The organism is Paraburkholderia phenazinium (genome assembly GCF_900100735.1).
In the GTDB taxonomy this organism is placed as follows: domain Bacteria; phylum Pseudomonadota; class Gammaproteobacteria; order Burkholderiales; family Burkholderiaceae; genus Paraburkholderia; species Paraburkholderia phenazinia.
The window spans coordinates 360,887-381,762 of record NZ_FNCJ01000004.1 but is presented as its reverse complement, the minus strand read 5'-3'; the positions used below and the strand labels follow the sequence as shown (position 1 = coordinate 381,762).

At 62.8% G+C, this 20,876-nt stretch carries 19 protein-coding genes and 1 tRNA gene; 5 read left to right on the top strand and 15 right to left on the bottom strand.

The genetic code is table 11. The features are described 5' to 3' along the window. Positions 1–70: 70 nt before the first annotated feature. Entirely contained in the window at positions 71–313 is a 243-nt protein-coding gene (locus BLQ92_RS12080) for a hypothetical protein (protein ID WP_090684631.1), read from the bottom strand. Positions 314–737: 424 nt separating this feature from the next. Between BLQ92_RS12080 and BLQ92_RS12075 the strand changes: the two genes are divergently transcribed. Continuing rightward, on the top strand, positions 738–941 hold the full coding sequence (locus tag BLQ92_RS12075; RefSeq protein WP_090684629.1) for a cold-shock protein: 204 nt from the start codon (positions 738–740) through the stop codon (positions 939–941). A gap of 414 nt (positions 942–1,355) precedes the next feature. Further along, positions 1,356–2,507, top strand: coding sequence for an exonuclease domain-containing protein (locus tag BLQ92_RS12070; protein WP_090684627.1), 1,152 nt, complete (start codon positions 1,356–1,358; stop codon positions 2,505–2,507). Here BLQ92_RS12070 and BLQ92_RS12065 read toward each other — a convergent pair. From BLQ92_RS12065 to BLQ92_RS12060, 4 genes are all read right to left on the bottom strand, one after another. Further along, positions 2,504–3,106 (bottom strand): chorismate mutase, encoded by a 603-nt coding sequence (locus BLQ92_RS12065; RefSeq protein ID WP_090684625.1) that lies wholly within the window; start codon positions 3,104–3,106, stop codon positions 2,504–2,506. The genes BLQ92_RS12070 and BLQ92_RS12065 overlap by 4 nt on opposite strands. Before the next feature lie 230 nt (positions 3,107–3,336). Continuing rightward, the gene (locus BLQ92_RS39950; RefSeq protein ID WP_166660758.1) at positions 3,337–3,486 is read right to left on the bottom strand and encodes a hypothetical protein; all 150 of its coding nucleotides are present in this window, start codon (positions 3,484–3,486) and stop codon (positions 3,337–3,339) included. 23 nt (positions 3,487–3,509) lie between these two features. After that, positions 3,510–3,734: a hypothetical protein gene (locus BLQ92_RS39325; protein ID WP_143016564.1), complete on the bottom strand. Its 225-nt coding sequence runs from the start codon at positions 3,732–3,734 to the stop codon at positions 3,510–3,512. 589 nt (positions 3,735–4,323) lie between these two features. Continuing rightward, complete coding sequence (locus tag BLQ92_RS12060; RefSeq protein ID WP_090684624.1) at positions 4,324–5,448, bottom strand: aldo/keto reductase; 1,125 nt, start codon at positions 5,446–5,448, stop codon at positions 4,324–4,326. A gap of 116 nt (positions 5,449–5,564) precedes the next feature. Here BLQ92_RS12060 and BLQ92_RS12055 point away from each other — a divergent pair, with 116 nt between their 5' ends. Both BLQ92_RS12055 and BLQ92_RS12050 read left to right on the top strand, forming a co-directional pair. Further along, entirely contained in the window at positions 5,565–6,485 is a 921-nt protein-coding gene (locus BLQ92_RS12055; protein WP_244106179.1) for a LysR family transcriptional regulator, read from the top strand. 256 nt (positions 6,486–6,741) lie between these two features. Next, the gene (locus BLQ92_RS12050) at positions 6,742–7,056 is read left to right on the top strand and encodes a DUF4148 domain-containing protein (protein WP_090684619.1); all 315 of its coding nucleotides are present in this window, start codon (positions 6,742–6,744) and stop codon (positions 7,054–7,056) included. 167 nt (positions 7,057–7,223) lie between these two features. On the opposite strand, the gene BLQ92_RS12045 is transcribed toward BLQ92_RS12050, so the two are convergent. The 5 genes from BLQ92_RS12045 to pepN form a co-directional block, all read right to left on the bottom strand. Continuing rightward, positions 7,224–7,299: transfer RNA gene (locus BLQ92_RS12045), tRNA-Thr, on the bottom strand. Between the two features lie 55 nt (positions 7,300–7,354). Beyond that, complete coding sequence (locus BLQ92_RS12040) at positions 7,355–8,371, bottom strand: class 1 fructose-bisphosphatase (protein ID WP_090684616.1); 1,017 nt, start codon at positions 8,369–8,371, stop codon at positions 7,355–7,357. Positions 8,372–8,485: 114 nt separating this feature from the next. Beyond that, positions 8,486–8,938 carry a HigA family addiction module antitoxin gene (locus BLQ92_RS12035; protein ID WP_090684614.1) on the bottom strand — a complete coding sequence of 151 codons (453 nt, stop codon included), beginning with the start codon at positions 8,936–8,938 and terminating at the stop codon, positions 8,486–8,488. A 17-nt stretch (positions 8,939–8,955) separates the two neighbouring features. After that, positions 8,956–9,234 carry a type II toxin-antitoxin system RelE/ParE family toxin gene (locus tag BLQ92_RS12030; RefSeq protein ID WP_090684612.1) on the bottom strand — a complete coding sequence of 93 codons (279 nt, stop codon included), beginning with the start codon at positions 9,232–9,234 and terminating at the stop codon, positions 8,956–8,958. Positions 9,235–9,439: 205 nt separating this feature from the next. Next, a complete protein-coding gene (gene pepN / locus BLQ92_RS12025) occupies positions 9,440–12,133 on the bottom strand; it encodes an aminopeptidase N (protein WP_090684610.1) in 2,694 nt (897 codons plus the stop codon). 181 nt (positions 12,134–12,314) lie between these two features. Here pepN and BLQ92_RS12020 point away from each other — a divergent pair, with 181 nt between their 5' ends. Next, a complete protein-coding gene (locus BLQ92_RS12020) occupies positions 12,315–13,004 on the top strand; it encodes a DUF4136 domain-containing protein (protein WP_090684608.1) in 690 nt (229 codons plus the stop codon). A 177-nt stretch (positions 13,005–13,181) separates the two neighbouring features. On the opposite strand, the gene guaD is transcribed toward BLQ92_RS12020, so the two are convergent. The 5 genes from guaD to xdhA form a co-directional block, all read right to left on the bottom strand. Then, positions 13,182–14,537: a guanine deaminase gene (gene guaD / locus BLQ92_RS12015; protein ID WP_090684605.1), complete on the bottom strand. Its 1,356-nt coding sequence runs from the start codon at positions 14,535–14,537 to the stop codon at positions 13,182–13,184. 105 nt (positions 14,538–14,642) lie between these two features. Further along, the gene (locus BLQ92_RS12010; RefSeq protein WP_090684602.1) at positions 14,643–15,689 is read right to left on the bottom strand and encodes an adenosine deaminase; all 1,047 of its coding nucleotides are present in this window, start codon (positions 15,687–15,689) and stop codon (positions 14,643–14,645) included. 73 nt (positions 15,690–15,762) lie between these two features. Next, on the bottom strand, positions 15,763–16,770 hold the full coding sequence (gene xdhC, locus BLQ92_RS12005) for a xanthine dehydrogenase accessory protein XdhC (protein ID WP_090684600.1): 1,008 nt from the start codon (positions 16,768–16,770) through the stop codon (positions 15,763–15,765). Positions 16,771–16,860: 90 nt separating this feature from the next. Further along, positions 16,861–19,278, bottom strand: a complete 2,418-nt coding sequence (gene xdhB, locus BLQ92_RS12000) for a xanthine dehydrogenase molybdopterin binding subunit (RefSeq protein WP_090684598.1) — start codon at positions 19,276–19,278, stop codon at positions 16,861–16,863. Next, complete coding sequence (gene xdhA, locus BLQ92_RS11995) at positions 19,278–20,822, bottom strand: xanthine dehydrogenase small subunit (RefSeq protein ID WP_090684861.1); 1,545 nt, start codon at positions 20,820–20,822, stop codon at positions 19,278–19,280. The genes xdhB and xdhA overlap by 1 nt, the downstream gene beginning before the upstream one ends. Positions 20,823–20,876 lie beyond the last annotated feature (54 nt).

Sequence of the window (20,876 nt, the reverse complement as noted above, 5' to 3'; positions counted from 1 at the left end):
GATCTCCAAACCTTTGTCAGCGCGACTTCCCGGTCGCGCTTTTTTTTGCCCCTAATTTCCTGAATCTGTTCTAGCGGATCTGGGCGACCAGACCGGTGGGCGCGAAATCCACCTCACTCGTCACGCTCCAATCTTCCATTACATAGTGGCGAGCGTCCATTGGGGAGGACAGCAGGTTTTGCCAGTGATCGCCATGCCACATTGGATCGAAGTCGAACGCGGACGGTGCGCTCTGGGCGGCCCCGTCCACGGGCGTCTGGCGGAACGGGTGGGCAAGCCAGGCGGCAAGGCGGCGGAATTCATTCACAAGCATGGCTTTCTCCTCATACATACTGCCAATATGCATCTTGATACTGAGGATTTACTGCAGCAACTCGGACAAACACTTACGAATGACATGATTTGTTACAGATTGCGGGAAAAATTCCCGGTTTGTGCGGTGTGTAATTTGTCTCAGTAAAAATGACTCATCGATTATTCGGTTGTTACTTAAATGTGCTGTATCGTACTCAACTATTGCGCTGAGTCAGAGCGTATTCGTTATGGTTTGGCTTGATAAGCGATTGTTAAAAATTCGCTTGACGCCCGATCTTTGTTCCCCGTATAACGGCAATGCTGAATTTACGATTAGCAGGCGTGATGGCGCATGGCTAGCACGTCCCACTTTCAGGACGTATCGGTAATCGGCGTAAGGGCATTGCCCGTCTTAATCAAAAAATCTCGAGGGAAACTGGAATATGGAAACCGGTATCGTAAAATGGTTCAACGATGCTAAGGGCTTTGGCTTCATTACATCGGACTCCGGCGGTGACGACCTGTTCGCGCACTTCTCGGAAATTCGCACCGAAGGGTTCAAGTCGCTCAAGGAAAACCAGCGCGTTTCCTTCGAGGTGAAGACCGGCCCGAAGGGCAAGCAGGCTGCGAACATTCAGCCTCTGTAAGTCAGGCGGCTTGCGTAGTCGTAATAGCTGCGCGGTACCAAGGAAAAGCCCTCGCAGAGCCGAGGGCTTTTTTACGGGCGTCAGCAAGCCCGTCGGCCGGATAATCGGATCAATGCTGCGCATAAGCGATGCCTGTTATCAACAGGTTTATGCTCTGGCGATATAGCGGGCCTGCGTGCCTGAGTGGCTGTACCCTGTGTCGCTCAGGGTTTTCCAGTATAAAAATCCCAGGTTTTATCGCAATCGAGTCATAAAAATATAATATCGCCCCAGGGTTTATACCAACTAAAAGGTCACGAATAAGTTTCCCCGGCCGCAAGGCAGATGCATTAAAAACCGCCACGCCGCCCGCATGTCCGGGTGCCAACTGGTGCATACTTGCCGCAAGCCACGCACCGAAACCTATCCTTGCCCATGTCTGAAGTGTTTTTGCAGAACCCCGCGATCGATGCGCCGATCGTGTTTGTCGACCTTGAAACCACCGGTGGTTCAACCGGCGAGCATCGTATTACTGAAGTCGGCGTTGTTGAAGTCGGACCAGAGGGCGTGTCCCGGTGGAGTACGCTGGTCGACCCGCAGCAATCCATCCCGCCGTTTATCCAGCAACTGACCGGTATCACTGATGCGATGGTGCGCGGCGCTCCTACTTTCGATGCGATCGCACCCGCGCTGTTTGAGCGCCTCGACGGCAAGCTGTTTATTGCACATAACGCAAGTTTCGATCGCGGCTTCCTGCGCAGCGAGTTCCGCCGCGCGGGCCTGGCGTTCAATCCTGATGTCCTTTGCACTGTGCGCCTGTCGCGCGCGCTCTTTCCGGCAGAAAAACGCCATGGACTCGACGCGCTGGTCGAGCGCCACGCCCTCGTGCCGTCCGACCGGCACCGCGCACTGGCCGATGCCGACCTGCTGTGGCAGTTCTGGCAGCGTTTGCACGGGCTGGTGTCAGTCGACGTGCTGCGCACGCAAATCGACCGCACGCTGCGGCGTTACCGGCTGGCTGGCGACATCACCGAAGACCTGCTCGATACGGCGCCGGCCGGCTGCGGCGTCTACGCGTTCTACGGGGAAGGGGATCTGCCGCTCTACGTTGGTCGTAGCGTTCGGGTCAGGCAGCGTCTGCGCTCGCATCTGACTGGCGAGCGCCGTTCGTCGAAAGACCTGCGCCTCGCGCAGCAGGTGCGCCGGGTCGAATGGCTCGCGACAGGCGGCGAACTAGGCGCGATGCTGGCAGAGGCGCAATGGATCGCCACACTGCGTCCCGGACAGAATCGCCTGCCGCGAGTGGCGAAAAGCGATCCTGTCGATGCACCCTGGCCGTTCGATGGCCCGATTGTCTTTGAGGAACGCGACGAGGAATTGCAGGCTCGCGCCTTTCATGTGGTCGACCGCTGGCGCTATGTCGGTCACGCGCCTTCGCTCGCGCAGGCGGCGAGTCTGCATGCGTCGAGTGTGGCGGGCTCGTTTGAACTGTCGACCTACCGCATCCTGCAGACTCATCTGGCGCGCGGCCTGCGCGTCATGCCGCTCGGCGTTTCCGTCAACGCGGGGACGGCAAGCGTTGCCTAGCCGGTTGCGCCCACTCCGCCCGATTCGCATACATGACCCAGCGCGTGGGTCAGAGCCCCCGAGCGCGCGGAGTCATAGCGCGTCAACGACTTCCAGTTAGCAATACCCTGCGCCACACGCGATGGACAGTCCGGCGCTGTGCGCAGCGTTTGCACGCGCGCGAGGCCGGCGATCATCGACTTGGTCAATTGATCGAGCTGGGGCCGGATGCTGGTGACGAGGTCGGGTGCTGCGCCTTCCGGCGGCCGGCCGCTGCGCCAGTTGGCGAACAAGGCGTTCTGCACTTCCTTGCTCGCATCGATCTGATCCTGGAAGAAGGCGCGCGCAAACTCGGGGTCCACTTGCGCTGCCGCGGCGCGTTTGGCGACGTCGGCGAGCAATGCGGCCTCCCGCGGCGCATCGGTGATCGCCTGATGGTTGGCCCATTTCCAGCGTGCGACCGGTTCGGCAAGCGAGAGTCTTTGCGATACCAGCGAAATCAGATTGGTCAGAGCAGTGTCGTCGCTGTCCGCGCGAGCGGTGGCGGGCGTCAGCGTGAGCGTCAACGCGGCACATAGCGCGAGCGCGCCCGCTACGCCGGTACGATACAAACGGTTCATGTGGAAGGAGGTGACCGAACGGTCAAAGCGGAAAGCCAGAAGAATAAACGATGCGCAACGCGCGCGGCGTGTATCCGTTTTCGAGGCGCGCGATAAACCGCGCCGGTGTCTGATCCAGCGCGTGCCGAACGGCTAGCGCGACCCGTAGCAACCTGTGTGACGTGCGCGCGCATGCACGGGCGTCGCGCACTGTGTGCGTGACCCCGATGCTGCGGTGCGCCAGCCTGGTATTACTTGGGCTCGCACGACTTGCGTTGTTCGTCAAAGAACGCGCGAACATGCTCGGGCAGTTCGGCGCCAAGGAACTCAACGCCAGCGGGTTCCGGATCCGGGCTGAACACTTTATCCGGGGTCGGAATCTTGGGCGGTTTGGCATCCATGATATTTCTCCTTTACGAACCGATTATCTGCCTCGGTCCCCGATTTGCACCAGTGCTGCAAAGCGATAACGTTGCTTTTCATTGGCGATTTGTTGCTTTAACGGCACAACGCCACTTTGCTTGAATTCGTTTGAATAAACTTTAACGGTTGTCCCGCAGTTGCGAACGATCGGACTAATCAGAACAATACCTTCTGCATAGTTCAGACCATGCCTGCAAGCCTCGATGCGGCACTTCTTGCGCTTCACCTGGCGCCCTACACTTCGCGCCCTTCGCCGCAACAATCCGCCACATCCAGTAGTGACACCGCCAAACCCTGTCGCCGTCCAGGCCAAGCCGGTTGCGCCGCTTCGCCTGCTGCTGCACAGGGCCGCATGGTGCGTTGCAGCGCACGATGTTGCGCGTCGTAGACGTATCCTCTGGCGAGCCGGTCAGCTTCGCCTGGCCTTCGTTGCAGCGCGCAGCATGACAAAATGCTATTGGCTTTCTCTAAGGCGGATCACTTCTCAGGACCCTTAAACAATCCGTTTCGCTGCACTGCACATAGGCTGGCGAATGATGCCGCATATATCGTTCCCGGGCGTGGCCCAATTCGAATGCATCGAATTGCACCCTCAATCTTTTTGTTAACGAAGGATTACCTGATTCCGTTGACGCGTCTGACGTTCTTTTACGTATGCATATGAAAAGACGAATGCACGTCGCATCTCCACAGAGCGCGGCGTGCATTGGTTTGGAAGCACAGAGCTTCTTTCGGAATAGCCTGAGGAATTGCCAGGCGAGCCCATGAGCTAACGTCGGGCCTTCCTGGCAACGCTTGCCGCGTTCGGGACGTCGTCAGGAGGCGTCGGCGGTCGGGGCCGGTACTCGCACAGGGCGGTCGAACGCCACGGGCTTGTCGGTCACCTCGACCTGGCCGTGAATGCGCGCCTGATGACCGTCGGCAAACATGTAATACGGAAATGGACGGGTAGGTTCGGACACAGCGTCAAGCCGCGCGGTCAATTCCGGCGCGAGTGTGAAGTCGAGCGAGCCGAGCGATTCCTGCAGTTGCTCGGGCCGGGTTGCCCCGACAATGATGCTCGATACACCGCGCTTCTGGTGCAGCCAGTTCAGTGCAACCTGGGCCATCGGCCGGCCTGCTTCGCGAGCGACGACTTCCAGCACAGCGACGATCCGGAAGTTGCGTTCGGTCAGCTTGTCAAAGCCGGGAGGCGGATTGCCAGCGAGACCCGCCAACCGGCCTTCACCCGCGATGCCGTAGCTCGCACCGTCCTGCGAGGGCCGATACTTGCCCGATAGCACTCCCATGCCGAGCGGACTCCACGGCACGAGTCCCATCCCGAGATTGGTGGCGAGATCGGCGAACTCATTCTCAGCGTTGCGCTCGATCATCGAATATTCGAGCTGCATGGCCGCCACCGGTTCGAAACCGCGCCAGTCGGCGAGCGTCTGAGCCCGTCCTGCGAACCAGGCGGGCGTATCCGACAAGCCGACGTAGCGGATTTTCCCGGCCCGCACGGCGTCGTCCATCGCGCGCATGACTTCGTCGACGGGCGTGACCCGGTCCCAGGTGTGCAGGTAGTACAGATCGATGTAGTCGGTGCCGAGGCGCTTTAGCGAGCCGTCCAGTGCGCGCATCAGGTTCTTGCGGTGATTGCCGCCGGCGTTCGGATTGCCGGTCTCGGCGTTGTAGCCGAACTTGGTTGCAATCACCAGCCGGTCGCGCAGGCCGCGTGCAGCGACAAACTTGCCCACCCACGTTTCGCTGGTGCCTTCCGTATAGAGATCGGCGGTATCGATGAAATTGCCGCCAGCATCCACGTACAGGTCGAACAGACGTTGGGCGGATTTCTCTTCAGCGCCCCAACCCCATTCGGTGCCGAACGTCATGGTGCCGAGTGAGATGGGGCTGACGCGCAGGCCGGAACGGCCGAGCAGGGTGTACTGATGCATCGTCATGGCGGTTGTTCTCCGGGTGGTGAAGTGATGGAGGTATCGTGCGCCGATTCTTTGCTTGGAAAAATAGCTGTTGTCTGCAAGGATTATGAAGTTGAACTTCATAATCGAGAGGACACTTGGATCCTGCACAGTTACCGGCATTGATGGCCTTCGCTTCCGTAGCGCGGCACGGCAGTTTCACGCGAGCGGCGGGCGAGTCGGGCGTCTCCGCCTCGGCGTTGTCACAATCGGTGCGCACGCTGGAAACGCAACTCAAGGTGCGGCTGTTCAACCGGACTACGCGACGCGTTGCCCTCACCGAGGCGGGTGCGCAGTTTCTGGAGCACGTGCGGCCCGCACTCGCCGCGCTCGAGTCCGCTTTCGACGCGCTCGACGAAACCCGCGGCCATCCGGCTGGCACCTTGCGGATCAACCTCTCGCGGGTGGCCAGCGAGTTGCGGGTACTGCCGCACCTGGGTGAGTTCGCGCGCCTCTATCCACATATCGGCCTGGAGATGGTGCTCGACGACGGACTCGCGGATCTCGTGGGCGACGGATTCGATGCGGGCATCCGGCTGGGCGAACGCCTTGCGCAGGACATGGTTGCGATTCCGTTGGGCGGCGAGCTTCGCATCGTGGTAGCCGGCTCGCCCGATTACTTCGAGCGCTATGCGCCGCCGCAAACCCCGGACGACCTGGCTGGGCACGACTGTCTGCGTTACCGGTTTTCGACGAGCGGCGGCATTTATCGCTGGGAGTTTGCGCAGCCGCGCGATCCGTCGCGGGTGTTCGAGGTAGACGTGCGCGGCAGCTTCGTGACCAACGATTTGCGCACGATGGTGCGCGCGGCGGAGCAGGGTATGGGGCTGCTGCACGTGACGGACGAGTATGTCCGGGAGCAACTGGCTGATGGGCGGCTCGTGGCGGTGCTCGATGCGTGGTGCCCGCGTTTTGCGGGCTTCTATCTGTACACGGCCAGCCGCGCGCAGATGCCGCTCAAGCTGCGCGTGCTGATCGATTTCCTGCAGGGCAAGTACCGCGAGCGGACGCAGCGCTGACCGCCCGCCGTCTCAGACCTTGCGCCTGTCGAGCAAGACGGCGTTGCTTAACCGAACGCTATCGGTTACGGCCGAGTCTCAGCGGGACGCTATTAGCGGACTGTCCTGACTCGCGTTCCGATTGTCCGGTTTGCAAGAAAAGTGATTTCATTAATTAGGTATTTACCCTAGGCATCCACCTTCCTAGACTGTAGTCACTGGCTGCACACAAACCCGTTTGCAGCGCCGTGCAAAACAATCTCTGGAGGTAGTAATCATGAACTCGCTTATCAAGGCTGTCGCTCTTGCTGTTGTTCTCGCCGCTCCTGTCGCTTCGTTCGCCCAGTCGAACCAACCGGTGACGCGCGCTGAAGTTCGTAGTCAACTGGCCCAGCTCGAGAAGGCCGGTTACAACCCCGCAGTCGCTGACAACGCTACCTATCCGGCCGACATTCAGGCTGCGGAAGCGCGCGTTGCTGAGCGGAATGGCTCGACGAGTGGCGTTGGTGGTGTGGTGAGTGGATCGTCGGAATCCGGCGCCCCTGCTGTCTCAGTCTTTACCGGTTCGCGTTCGCTTTACTCTGGTCACTAACTAGTCTGACGGGCGAGTCGTTTGCGGCTCGCCCGGTCGTGAAGTTTGCCTGCACCGTCCTGATCGAAGTTACGAGATTGAATATCCCGAAGATGGAGCGGGCACGAAGGGAATTGAGAAAGCAAAAAGCCCAGTCGCAAGGACTGGGCTTTTTGCTTGAATCTTTATGGTGCCGGAAAGAGGAATCGAACCCCCGACCTTCGCATTACGAATGCGCTGCTCTACCGTCTGAGCTATTCCGGCATCAGGAGAAACGAGATTATAGGGACTTCGTCAACGCTTTGGCAAGCCCCTGGGCTCAGTTTTTTGTTTCGAGATGGTAGCGGGTTACCCGATCGACCTCGTTCTTCGAGCCTAGGAACACCGCCACGCGCTCGTGCAGGCTTTTCGGGACGATGTCCAGAATGCGCTTCTCGCCGTTGGTCGCGGCGCCGCCAGCCTGTTCGACGATGAACGCCATCGGATTCGCCTCGTACATCAGGCGCAGCTTGCCCGGCTTGTCCGGGGTGCGCTTGTCTGCCGGGTACATGAAGATGCCGCCGCGGTTCAGGATACGGTGCACGTCGGCTACCATCGAGGCGATCCAGCGCGTATTGAAGTCGCTCTGACGCGGACCGTCCTTGCCGGCCTTCAACTCGCCGATGTACTTCTGGACCGGCGGATACCAATGGCGCTCGTTCGAGCCGTTGATCGCGTATTCGCGCGTTTCCACCGGAATGGTCATGTCGCTTTGCGTAAGCACCCACGAGCCCAGCTCACGGTCCAGTGTGAAGCAGTTCACGCCGTTGCCAGTGGTGAGCACCAGCACGGTCTGCGGACCATACACGGCGTAGCCGGCCGCAACCTGTTGTGTACCCGGCTGGAGGAACGACTGTTCGGTCGGCTGCTGGCCATCCGGGCAGCGCAGGACCGAGAAGATCGTGCCGATCGACACATTCACGTCGATGTTCGACGAGCCGTCCAGCGGATCGAACACCAGCAGGTACTCGCCCTTCGGATAGTTGGCGGGAATCGGCGAGAACTTCTCCATTTCTTCGGACGCCATGCCGGCCAGATTGCCGCCCCATTCGTTCGCTTCGAGCAGGATTTCGTTCGACAGGATGTCGAGTTTCTTCTGCACTTCGCCCTGAACGTTCTCGCTGCCCGCAGTGCCGAGCGCATCGCCAAGCGCGCCCTTGCTGACGTGATAGCTGATCGCCTTGCACGCCCGTGCGACGACTTCGATCAGCAGGCGCAGATCCGCCGGCAGGTTGTTGGTCTCGCGCTGCTGCTCGATCAGGTACTTCGTAAGAGTGGTACGACGTTGCAAAGCCATTGCAGTACTCCGGTAAGGCGAAGGAATCCTGCGATTTTACCTGTTCGCTGTGTCTTTCCTGTGCTTTTGAGACGGAAAGCCGCGAAGAAAGCATGCTCGGCGTTGGCGCCAGGCTCAGGGCTTGCGCCGAGGTTTGACGGCTGCTGTGTGGCTGACGCTGGCTGCGAGGGCGGCCGCGCGGGTGTGGCTGCGGGGGGCTTGGGGCAGCTTGGGAAGCTCCGGGCGGGGCAATGGTTCGATCTCGCTGGCGATCTGGTCGCCGGCGCCTTCTCTGGCGACGCGCAGATCGTAGTCGATCTGCAAATTGAGCCAGAACTCGGCACTGACGCCGAAATAGCGTTCGAGCCGCAAAGCTGTATCCGCAGAGACAGAGCGCCGCCCAAGCGCGACGTCGTTGATGCGTGGGGCCGGGACGTGTAACGCCTTTGATAGCGCATTCACCGACATACCGAGCGGCTCAAGGAATTCCGTGCGCAGAATTTCACCGGGGTGTACGGGCGGGATGACTTCGCCGGTATCTATATCGGAAAAGTCGATGCTGTCCAGCTCGGAACGTTTGATGACCATGGCGGTTTCCTAATCAATCAGTGATAGTCGACGATTTCTACATTCAACGCCTCGCCGTCAATGAAGTTGAAGCATATGCGCCACTGCGCGTTGATGCGGATACTCCACTGCCCGATGCGCAGGCCTTGCAATGCTTCGAGGCGATTCCCTTGCGGCACGCGTAGATCCTCAACCCGTAGCGCCGAGTTGATTGCCCTCAATTTTTTGTGCGCGAGGGCCTGGATATGAAGAGGCAACGACCGCACAAAGCGGCCTCCGAATACCCGTGCTGTAGCCTTGTCCGCGAACGATGTGATCGTGGGACGATATAACGCGTCGCGTTAAACGTAAACCATTGGAGAAGAGGGGTTTACTTTGATCCCGTTGAGAAGACTTAAAAAGTCATCCGGATGGCTAACTAATTCCTACAGACCCTTATCCTGAAGGCTTGTACGCGCGCTGCAGACAAAAAAAGCCGGCAACAAGTGCCGGCTTTTTCCTACACCAAAGCGCCGCCTAAAATCAGCCTAGCGCCTTTTGCACGATCTCCCGCACATCGCGAGATTTCACCTGGCCTGCCACTTTCTCCAGCGCCGCGCGCATGCCGTCGCGCAGCTTGGGCGTGAAGCGCCGCCACAGCTCCAGCGAGCGAGCCAGACGCGCAGCGACTTGCGGATTCAGTGCGTCGAGCGCGATCACCTGCTCGGCCCAGAACGCATAACCCGAACCGTCTTCAGCATGGAACTGGGCCGGGTTGGCCGCGCAGAAGCTGAAAATCAGCGAACGCGCGCGGTTCGGGTTCTTCAGGTTGAACGCCGGATGCGCCATCAGCTTGCGCACGATCTCGATCACCGGCCGCTGCGCGGTGCCGCGCTGCGCAGCCTGCATGGCGAACCACTTGTCGATTACGAGCGGCTCGTTCTCGAAGCGGCGGTAGAAGTCGTCGAGCGCGTCCTGCGCTTCTTTGCCGCCGCCCGTTGCCGCTGCGTTGAGCAGGGCGAACAGGGCGGCCGAGCGGTCGGTCATGTTGTTGGCGGCCGCGTATTGCGCGGAGGCGAGCCGCACTGCGTCAGCCGGGTTGTCCAGTTCGGCGAGGTAAGACAGCGCCAGATTCTTCAGCGCGCGATGACCGCTTGCCGTCGGCGTGGCTTCGTACTCGCCCGGCGTGTGGTGCTGCTCGTAGATGGCGAGCCATTCGTTCTTGAGCGCCGTGGCGAGGCGATTGCGCACGAACTGGCGGGCGGTATGCACCGCAGCCGGATTCGATTCGGCCATCTGCTCAGCCAGATAGGCTTCCGACGGCAGGATCAGCGCCAGTTCACGGAACGCCGGCGAGAGCGACTCATCGGTCAGCACGCGCGCGAACGCGGCAACTATCGAATCGTCCAGTTGCAGCGGCACACCGGTCGCGGCGCGCCCGGCCAGCGCAAGCAGTTCCCGCGTCGCAAGGCGTTGACCGGCCTCCCAACGGTTGAACGGATCGCTGTCGTGCGCCAGCAGGAAGGCCAGCTCGTCGGCGGTGTAGTCGTATTCGACGATCACCGGCGCCGAGAAATTGCGCAGCAGCGACGGCAGCGGCTCTTGCGCGACATCGATGAAAGTGAAGGTCTGCTCGGTCTGCGTGAATTCGAGCACGCGCGTGGTGCCGGGCGCAGCGCTCGCTTCGCCTTCGAGGCGCAGCGGCAGATCCGCGCCGTCCTTGCCGATCAGGCCGATGGCGAACGGAATCAGCAGCGGACCCTTTTGCGTCTCACGGGCGGCCGGGGCGGCATCGCCATAGCCTTGCGTGAGCGTTACGCGGTAGCTGCGTTGCGCGGCGTCGTAATCGGTCTTGACGGTGACGCGCGGCGTGCCGGCCTGGCTATACCAGCGCTCGAACTGGGCAAGATCGCGCCCGTTCGCGTCCGCCATCGCGTGGCGGAAGTCGTCGCAGGTCACCGCCTGGCCGTCGTGGCGCTTGAAGTACAGGTCCATGCCCTTGCGGAAGCCTTCGCGGCCGAACAGCGTCTGATACATCCGCACGACTTCCGAGCCCTTCTCATACACGGTCATCGTGTAGAAGTTGTTGATCTCGACATAGCTTTCCGGGCGCACCGGATGCGCCATCGGACCGGCGTCCTCGGCGAACTGCATCTGGCGCAGCACCCGCACGTCCTCGATCCGCTTGGTGGCGCGCGCGGCTTCATCGGTCGCGCCGCCGGCCATGTCGGCGGAGAATTCCTGGTCGCGGAACACCGTCAGGCCTTCCTTCAGGCTCAACTGGAACCAGTCGCGGCAGGTCACGCGGTTGCCGGTCCAGTTGTGGAAATACTCGTGGCCGACCACCGCTTCGATATTGGCAAAATCGGTGTCGCTCGCTGTTTCGGGGTTCGCCAGCACGTACTTCGTGTTGAAGATGTTGAGCCCTTTGTTCTCCATCGCGCCCATGTTGAAGTCGCTCACGGCGACGATCATGAAGCGGTCCAGATCCAGTTCCAGCCCGAAGCGCTCCTCGTCCCAGCGGATCGAGTGGATCAGCGAGTCCATCGCGTGACGGGTCTTGTCGAGGTCGTGCGGTTCGACCCACACTTGCAGCAGCTTTTCCTTGCCGGAGCCGCTCTTCACACGTTCTTCGACACGCACCAGCTTGCCCGCCACGAGCGCGAACAAGTAGCAGGGCTTGCGGAACGGGTCTTCCCAGCGGGCAAAATGGCGGCCGTCGGGCAACTCGCCTTCCTCGAGCAGGTTGCCGTTGGAGAGTAGCACCGGGTACGCCGCCTTGTCTGCGCGCAGCGTGACCGTGTAGGTGGCCATCACGTCCGGGCGGTCGAGGAAGTAGGTGATGCTGTGAAAGCCTTCGGCCTCGCACTGGGTGAAGAAGTTGCCGCTGGACACGTAGAGGCCCGACAGCGTAGTGTTTTCAGCGGGGTTGCAGGTGTTGGTGAGCGTCAGTTCGAAGGCGTCCGGCACGTTCTCTACCGTCAGCCCGTGCTCATGCGCGCGCACGGCGGTGTACGGGGCGCCGTCGATGGCGGCGCTGACGAATTCGAGCCGCTCGCCGACCAGTTCGAGGTGCGCCGCATGGGCGGCGTCCGGGTTGCGGCGCACGCGCATCGTGTTCTTGACGACCGTGCGTTCGGGAACCAGATCGAATTCGAGGTTGACCGTTTCGATCAGAAAGGCGGGCGGCGCGTAGTCGGCGCGGCGGATCACTGGAGGTGTTGCGGTATCAGCCATGGCAATTTTGTAAGAATAGGGTCTAAAGCCGGCCGCGCATCCAGTGCGCACCGGTATGTCGGACCATTGTACAAAGCCCGGCGCCCTCTGCGGGTCGAACTTTTTGCCTAAGGGCCAGGTCAGCGTATGATCGGGCCGCCGCAGTTGCGTGCGGCGACAACACGTAAGGATGAGGAAGACCATGAAATCAGACCGTTGGACCCGGCGCGCCATGCTCATGCTGGTGGCGCTGGCAGCAGTGCTGTCCGGCTGTACCACTTATGTGACGACCCAAGTGACGGCGTTCTCGGACTGGAGCGGCAACGACGCCAGCCGCACTTATGCGTTTACGCGCGGCGCAGCGCAGCAGAACAGCCTGGAGCAGGCCACTTACGAACTGCTGGTCGCCAACGAACTGGCGACCCACGCCTTCAGGCAGGTCGACCCGCAGCAGGCGCATTACCTGGTCGGCCTGTCGTACGGTACCAAGACCGATACGGTGAGCGTGAGCCAGCCGGCGTTTTACAGCAGTCCGTGGCCGGGACCGTACTGGGGCCGCCCGCTGGACCCCTGGGGGCCGTTTGGGCCGTTCCCGCCTGCCTATGTGACTCAGGCGTATCCGGTGTTCACGCATACGCTCGGCATCCGCATCACGGAGCGTACGAGCGGCAAGGAGGTCTACAACGTGTTGGCGCGTAACGCCGGTGACGAACAGTCGCTGGTGCGCGCCATGCCGTATCTGGCGCGCAGTGCGCTGGCCGACTTCCCGCTGGGCAACGGTGCGGTGCGCACGGTCAAGATGCCGGTGGACAAGAACGCCGGGGTGTCGAACGAGGCTGCGGGTGCTCCGGCGCCGGTGCTGCCGGCCTCGACGCCGACCGCCGTGCAGTAACGCGAGAAGTGGTCGAGTGCTGAGCGCCGACCGCGTCCAAGGACGCAAACAGAACGGCCCGGCAGGGATAACCTGCCGGGCCGTTTTGCGTACAACTGAGATAGACGTGGTGAGTTCCGTCTTCGACGCGTCCCGCAGGCGCGTTCAGACGGCGTTCAGGCGGGAGGTCGGCAGCACTTAGGCGGCAATTTTCGCCTTGCGGGTGGCGTGCTGGCGCGCCGCTTCGCGTTGATGCACGCGCATGCCGGCCGCGTAGGTTTCGAAGATCGCGCGGTCGTCGCCGAGCAGCGCAAAGGCGAACAGCAGCTCTTCGAGCGACTCGGTGCGCGCGGTGCGGCGCGCGAGCAGCGGCGTCGCCTGCGGATCGAGCACGACGAAATCCGCCTCCGACTTCGGCGCGAGCGTGCCGACCTTGTCCGCCAGGTCGAGCGCAACGGCTGCGCCAGCTGTGGCAAGCCAGAACATCCGTGTGGCGGTGAGGTGATGACCGGTGAGGCGCGCCACCTTGTGCGCTTCGTTCATGGTCTGCAGCATCGAGAACGAGGTGCCGCCGCCGACGTCGGTGGCGAGCGCGATCGGCATGCCGGCCTCGTCGGCTTTGTCGAAGTCGAACAGGCCGCTGCCGAGGAACAGGTTCGAAGTCGGGCAGTGCGAAGCGACTGTGCCAGTCTGCGCCATGCGCTTGCGGTCTTCCTCGTCCAGGTAGATGCAGTGGCCGTACACCGCGCGGCGGCGCAGCAAGCCGTAGTGGTCGTAGATGTCCAGATAGCTGCGGTGGCCCGGGAACAGGTCGGCCACCCACTTCACTTCGTCGGTGTTTTCGGCGACGTGGCTCTGGATGAAGATATCCGGATGCTGGCGCGCCAGCACGCCGCAGGCTTCGAGCTGGGCTTCGGTCGAGGTCGGTGCGAAACGCGGCGTGAGCGCATACATCTGGCGCCCGCGGTTGTGCCAGCGGCCGATCAGCTCGGCGCTGTCGTCGTAGCCCGACTGGGCGGTGTCGCGCAGGAACTCGGGGCAGTTGCGGTCCATCAGCACCTTGCCCGCGACCATGCGCAGGTTGCGTGCTTCGCTTTCGGTAAACAGCGCGTCGGCCGATTCCTTATGGACCGTGCAATACACCAGCGCCGTGGTCGTGCCGCAGGCGAGCAGTTCTTCGACGAAGAAGCTGGCGGTGTCCTGAGCATAGGCCGGATCGGTGAAGCGGCGCTCGGTCGGGAACGTGTACGTGTCGAGCCACGGCAGCAGACCGGGCGCGGGCGAAGCGATCATATCCGTCTGCGGATAGTGGATGTGGGTGTCGATGAAGCCCGGCACGATCAGCTTGTCGCGCATGTCCTGTACCTGTGTGCCGGGGGCGAGCTGCGCCGCTAGCGCCGCATACGCGCCTGCCGCAACGACGTGGCCGTCTTCGACGATCAGCAGGCCGTCTTCATTGAAGACCGCCGCATTGGACGATTGCGCCGGATCGCCGTTGAACGTCAGCAGTTGTGCGCGGAATGCCGATTGTGGCGATTGTGCCGAGTGAGTCATGGGAAAAACCGTCTCCGTTATATGGGAATGTAGGGGGGGCGCAGGTGACGGCGCGCTTGAATTGCAACGCGCACCGTTCCTATTGGTCAGTCGCAGGCGCGCCGCTCAGTTCGCCTCAGTGGCCTGCCAGTGCGTGTCGAGCTTCTCGATCAGCGCAGCGCGTTCCACAGGCGTGACAAACGCTGCTTCGAAGCTGTTGCGGATGATCGTGTAGACCTCGCCGTCGGTGAGCTTAAGTGCATCGATGGTGGCAAGGTAGTTCGCGTTGACGTAGCCGCCGAAGTAGGCCGGGTCGTCGGAATTCACGGTCACGGCGACGCCCTTGTCGAGCAGTGCCTTCAGCGTGTGTTTGGTCAGGTCGTCGAACACGCACAGCTTGAGGTTCGACAGCGGGCACACGGTCAGCGCGACGCGCGTGTCGGCCAGCCGCGTGACGAGCGCCGGGTCTTCGATGCTGCGCACGCCGTGGTCGACGCGATCCACCTTCAGCAGATCCAGCGCTTCGTAGATGTACGACGGCGGACCTTCCTCGCCTGCATGCGCGACGAGTTTCAGGCCCTTCGCCCGCGCTTTCGCAAACACCCGCTCGAACTTCGAAGGCGGATGGCCACGCTCGGACGAATCGAGACCGACGCCGATCAGCCGATGCTTGTACTGATCGAACAAAGGCAGCGCCTCGTCGAAGGTAGCGAGCGCGTCTTCTTCGGAGAGGTGGCGCAGGAAGCACAGGATCAGCTTGCTCGTCAGGCCGCGCTTCTCAGCATCGGCGAGCGCGCGCTCGATGCCGGCCACCACGGTGGCGATCGACACGCCGCGTTCCGTATGGGTTTGCGGATCGAAGAAAATTTCGGTGTGAATGACGTTGTCCGCGAGCGAGCGCTCCACGTAAGCCATCGTCATGTCGTAGAAATCCTGCTCGTGCAGCAGCACGCTCGCACCGGCGTAATAGATGTCGAGGAACGACTGCAGATCGGTAAACGCATAGGCGGCGCGCAGCGCTTCGATCGAGTCGTAGGCGAGCTTTACGCCGTTGCGCTCGGCGAGCGTGAAGATCAGCTCGGGTTCAAGCGAGCCTTCGATATGGATATGCAGTTCGGCCTTCGGCGCGCCTGCTGCCTTGTCGGCGAGAGTAAGAGCGGTCGTGGTAGTCATGTTCGATTGTTGGTCTGGTTTGATTCGGAAGGAGTCGATCCGTGCCGGATGGATGTCGCAAGGCAATGATCCATCATGCCGCCTGGGTTGCGTGAGCGTTCGCCTCGACCGCCTGCAACACCTGCGCAGCCGCGGAAATCGCGATGATCTCCGGCGACTTGTCGATGATGCCATCCACGCCGAGCGGGCAGTGCATCCGCGCAATCTGCGCGGGGTCGATGCCGCGCGCGGCAAGCCGGTGCTCGAACTGCTTGCGCTTGGTATGCGAGCCGATCATGCCGAAGAACGCAAAGTCGCCGCGCCGCAAGATGCGCTCGGCGAGTTCGAGGTCGAGCGTATGGTTGTGCGTCATCACGATGAAATACGTGTGCGGCGCAGCCTGGTCGATGGCCTCGTCGGGCGCGTCGTTCGGGTCGATCGTCACGTTGGGCGCCTGCAGCAGCGCGGGCGACGGAAACTGCGCGTCGCGCTCGTCTACCCAGCGCACGTGGCACGGCAGCGTCGCCAGCACACGTACCAGCGCCGCGCCCACGTGACCGGCGCCGAACAGCACCACGGCGAAGTCGCGTGGTGCGATGGTCTCGGTGAGCAGCGAACTGCTCTCGTCGAAACCGGCGCCGTCCCACAGCAAGCAGTCGGCGCCTTCGACGCCGGGTTCCGGGTCGGACAGCATCACCGCATCCGGTGCGGGCCCGAATGATACGCTACGCACCGTCGAAAGACCTGCCGCGACGCGCTTGGCGAGCGAGGTGACCCAGCCGAGATCGCCGACGTCGAGGCGCTCGAACGCGAGCACCACGGCGCCGCCGCAGCATTGGCCGAGACTCGGGCCGAGCGCGAAGCGTTCGAGCCGGCGCAGATGCGGCACGCGCATGCCTTCCTTGAGGACCTGGCGCGCGGTCTCGATGGCTTTCCATTCGAGGTGGCCGCCGCCGATCGTATGCCGCGCCGAATCTCGCGTGACGATCATCTTGGTGCCGGCTTCGCGGGGCGCCGAACCTTCGACGCGCGCGACCGTCACCAGCACGGCGGCGTCGCCATGTGCGAGCAGTTGTTGCAGATCGGGTAGCCAGGCTTGCATCCGGCGGTTCTCCATCTATGGCCGCGCGGGGTGTCCGTGCAGCCGGTTAAGCGTGGTGCGGCGCGTTCGTGTCGCGCAGCCCTTGAAAAATCATGTGGCGGTGTCGATGCTGGCTGGGGCGTTCGACGGAGTCGCGCTCGCCGCAGGAGCCGGCTGCAACACGGGCTGCATGGCTTCCAGCGCGTCCAGAATCGCCTCGGGCGTCGCCGGTGCGCGCAAGGGCGGCGCCTGACGTGCCTCGGGCGCGCTTGCAGCAACCGCATCGCGGATCGCCAGAAACACCGAGAACGGCAGCAACAGCGGCGGCTCGCCGACCGCCTTCGAGCGGAACACTGTCGGCTCCGCGTTCTCGTTGCGATACAACTGTACGTGAAAGGCCGCGGGGGTATCGCTGACCGCCGGGATCTTGTACGTCGATGGCGCGTGCGTCATCAATCGACCCTCGCGGTTCCACCAGAGTTCCTCGGTGGTGAGCCAGCCCATGCCCTGGATGAAGCCGCCTTCGACCTGGCCGAGATCGATGGCCGGGTTGATCGATTGCCCGGCGTCGTGCAGCACGTCCGCGCGCACCAGTTTCCACTCGCCGGTGAGCGTATCCACCACCACCTCGGATACCGCAGCACCATAGGCAAAATAGTAGAACGGGTGACCGGTCAGCTTCTTCGCGTCCCAGTGCACCTTGGGCGTGGTGTAGAAACCGTCGGACCACAACTGCACACGGGCCAGATACGCGGCGTTGACGAGGTGCGCGAACGGCATCGCGACGCCGTTCGCATGCACCATGCTGTCCTTGAACTGCACGGCCTCGGGTTCGCCGCCGAGTTCTTTGGCAGCCAACACGGCCAGCCGGTCACGGATCGTGCGCGCCGCCGCTTCGGCCGCTTTGCCGTTTAGATCGCTGCCGGTGGAGGCCGCTGTAGCCGAGGTGTTCGCCACCTTGGAGGTGTCCGTCGCCGTAGCGCGCACCCGCGAGAGCGGCACGCCGAGTTCGTTGGCGACCACCTGGGCGACCTTCGTGTTCAGCCCCTGGCCCATCTCGGTGCCGCCGTGATTGACGAGGATCGAGCCGTCCTTATAGACATGCACGAGCGCGCCGGCCTGATTAAGGAAGGGCACGTTGAACGAGATGCCGAACTTCACCGGCGAGAAGGCGATGCCGCGCTTGAGCACCGGACTCGTGGCGTTGTATGCGGCCAGTGCCGCGCGGCGCGCGCGATAGTCGCTGGTAGCAAGCAGTTCATCGGTGAGCGGCGCAATCACATTGTCTTCGACGCGCTGACCATACGGCGTCACGTCGCGTTCGCCGATGCCGTAGTAATTGGCGAGCCGCACATCGAGCGGATCGCACTGCAGTTGCCGGGCGATGCTGTCGAGCATCACTTCCATCACGAGCGCGCCCTGCGGGCCGCCAAAACCGCGAAACGCAGTGTTCGACTGCGTATTGGTCTTGCAGCACAGCGCGAGGATTTCCACGTCGGACAGGTAATACGCGTTGTCGAAGTGGCAGACGGCGCGCGTGGCCACAGCGCCGGAGAGGTCTGCCGAATAGCCCGCGCGCAGTGCGATCTCGACACGCGCGCCGAGAATGCGGCCGGTCTCGTCGAAACCGGCTTCGTATTCGTAGACGGCGTCGTGACGCTTGCCGGTGATCATGAAATCGTCGTCGCGATCGGCGCGCACTTTCACCGGGCGCTTCAGCAACTGCGCGGCGAGCGCCGCGACGCAGGCGAACAGCGCCGATTGAGATTCCTTGCCGCCGAAGCCGCCGCCCATGCGCCGGCATTCGCATACGACGCTATGCGCTGGCCAGTCGAGCATATGCGCGACCACCTGCTGCATTTCGCTCGGGTGCTGCGTCGAACTGTAGACGAGCATGCTGTCCATCTCTTTGGGGATCGCGTAGGCGACTTGCCCTTCGAGATAGAACTGTTCCTGACCGCCCACTTCGAAGCTGCCCTGGATCTGGTGCGGGGCGGCGGCGATTTTCGCGGCAGGCTCGCCGCGCTTCAGATGCAGCGGCGGTAGGACGAACTGCTTTTTCGCCTTGGCTTCGGCCGGCGTCAGCACGACTTCCAGGGGTTCATAGCGGACCACGTCGTCGCTTTTCGCGAGCGCCGCGGCGCGTCGCGCGAGTTCGTGACTTTCGGCGATCACCGCGAACACCGGTTGGCCGAGATACAGCACTTCGCCGTCGGCCAGAATCGGATCGTCGTGCAGCACCGGGCCGCAGTTGTTCTCACCGGGGATGTCGGCGGCGCTTAGCACCGCGATCACGCCCGGGGCGTTGCGCACCGCGCTCAGATCGAGCGAGACGATTCGCGCATGGGCATGGCGTGACAGTCCGAGCGCTGCGTGCAGCGTGCTCTGGAGTTCCGGCAGGTCGTCGGTATAGGCCGCTTCGCCGCTCACATGCAGCGTGGCGGACTCGTGCGGCAAGGGCGTGCCGATGGTGGCGGTCCCCGCGCGATCGGCGGCATGTCGGATGAAAGCATCGGTTTGCTGGTTCATCACAGCGGCTCCTGCGCGGGCGCCGTGTCCGCCACGCCGGCTTCGAATGCGAAGGCATTGACGTCGAACAGGGCGAGCGGCGCGTGATCGCGCGTTTCCAACTGGAAGCGCCGCAGCAGATTGCGCGCGACCTTCAATCGATAGGCGCTCGACGCACGCATGTCGGTGAGCGGCTGATAGTCGGCGGCGAGGGCCTCCATGGCGCGCTGGGTCGCCGTGTCGTCCCAGGCGGCGCCGGTCAGCGCGGCTTCGGCATGGGCGGCGCGCTTTGGCGTCGCCGCCATGCCGCCGAAGGCGAGGCGCGCTTCGACGATCGTGCCGTTCGCGATGCGCAGAGCGAACGCGGCGCAGACCGCCGAGATGTCCTGATCGTAACGCTTCGAGACCTTATAAGTGCGAAAGCGCAGATCGGGCGCCGGACGCGGCACGCGAATCGCCGCGACGAATTCGCCGGCGGCGAGCGCGGTCTTCTGATAGCCGAGATAAAACGCATCGAGCGGCAGCATGCGCGTTTTGGCGCCATGCCGCAGCACGACCTCGGCGCCGAGCGCCAGCAGCGCCGGCATCGAATCGCCGATCGGCGAGCCGTTGGCGACGTTGCCGCCGAGCGTGCCCGCATTGCGGATCGGCAGCGACGCGAAACGGGTCCAGAGCTCGGCGAGTTCCGGGTAGTCGACGGCGAGCGCGGCATAGGCGTCTTCCAGCGTGACGGCAGCGCCGATTGTCAGAGTCTGCGCGTCGCGTTCGATGCCTTTCAGTTCGGCCACGTTGCCGAGGTACAGGATGTCGCCGAGGTCGCGGAACTGCTTGGTGACCCACAAGCCGACATCGGTGCTGCCGGCGAGGATGCGCGCGTGCGGATGCTTGGCGCGCAGCGCCGCGAAGGCGTCGAGTGTAACGGGTGCGTAGAACGTGGGTGTGCCGAAGGCACTGCCGCGCACATCGCGGGCGCGGTATTCGAAGGTGTCGCGGCGCTGTAGCCCGTCTAACGCCTCGGCGACGGCAGCACGGTCGAACGGCACGCGCGGATAGTGGGCGTAGTCGAACATCTTCTGCGCCGCTTCGACGATCGGCCGGTAGCCGGTGCAGCGGCACAGGTTGCCGGACAACGCAGCATTGATCTCGTCGCGGGTGGGCAGGCCGGCGGCGGCCGGCTGGTTCTCGTACAGCGCCCACATCGACATCACGAAGCCGGGTGTGCAAAAGCCGCATTGCGAGCCGTGACAGTCGACCATCGCCTGCTGGGCCGGATGCAGCGCGCCATCGGCGGCGCGCAGGTCCTCGACGCTAAAGAGCGCCCGGCCGTCGAGCGTGGGCAGGAACTGGATGCAGGCGTTGACGGCTTTGAGCGCGAGTGCGCCGTGGGCGTCGAGTTCGCCGAGTACGACCGTGCATGCGCCGCAATCGCCTTCCGCGCAACCTTCCTTGGTCCCCGTGCAATGCAGGTCTTCGCGCAGGTGCTGCAGCACGGTGCGCGTCGCCGGGACGTCCTGAACCTCACGGACGGCGCCACGGTGATAGAAGCGGATGGTTTGCGTTGTCATGGCGAATCCGAAAGACATTGCGGACCGGGCGCGCGTTACGCATGGGGTCGCGCC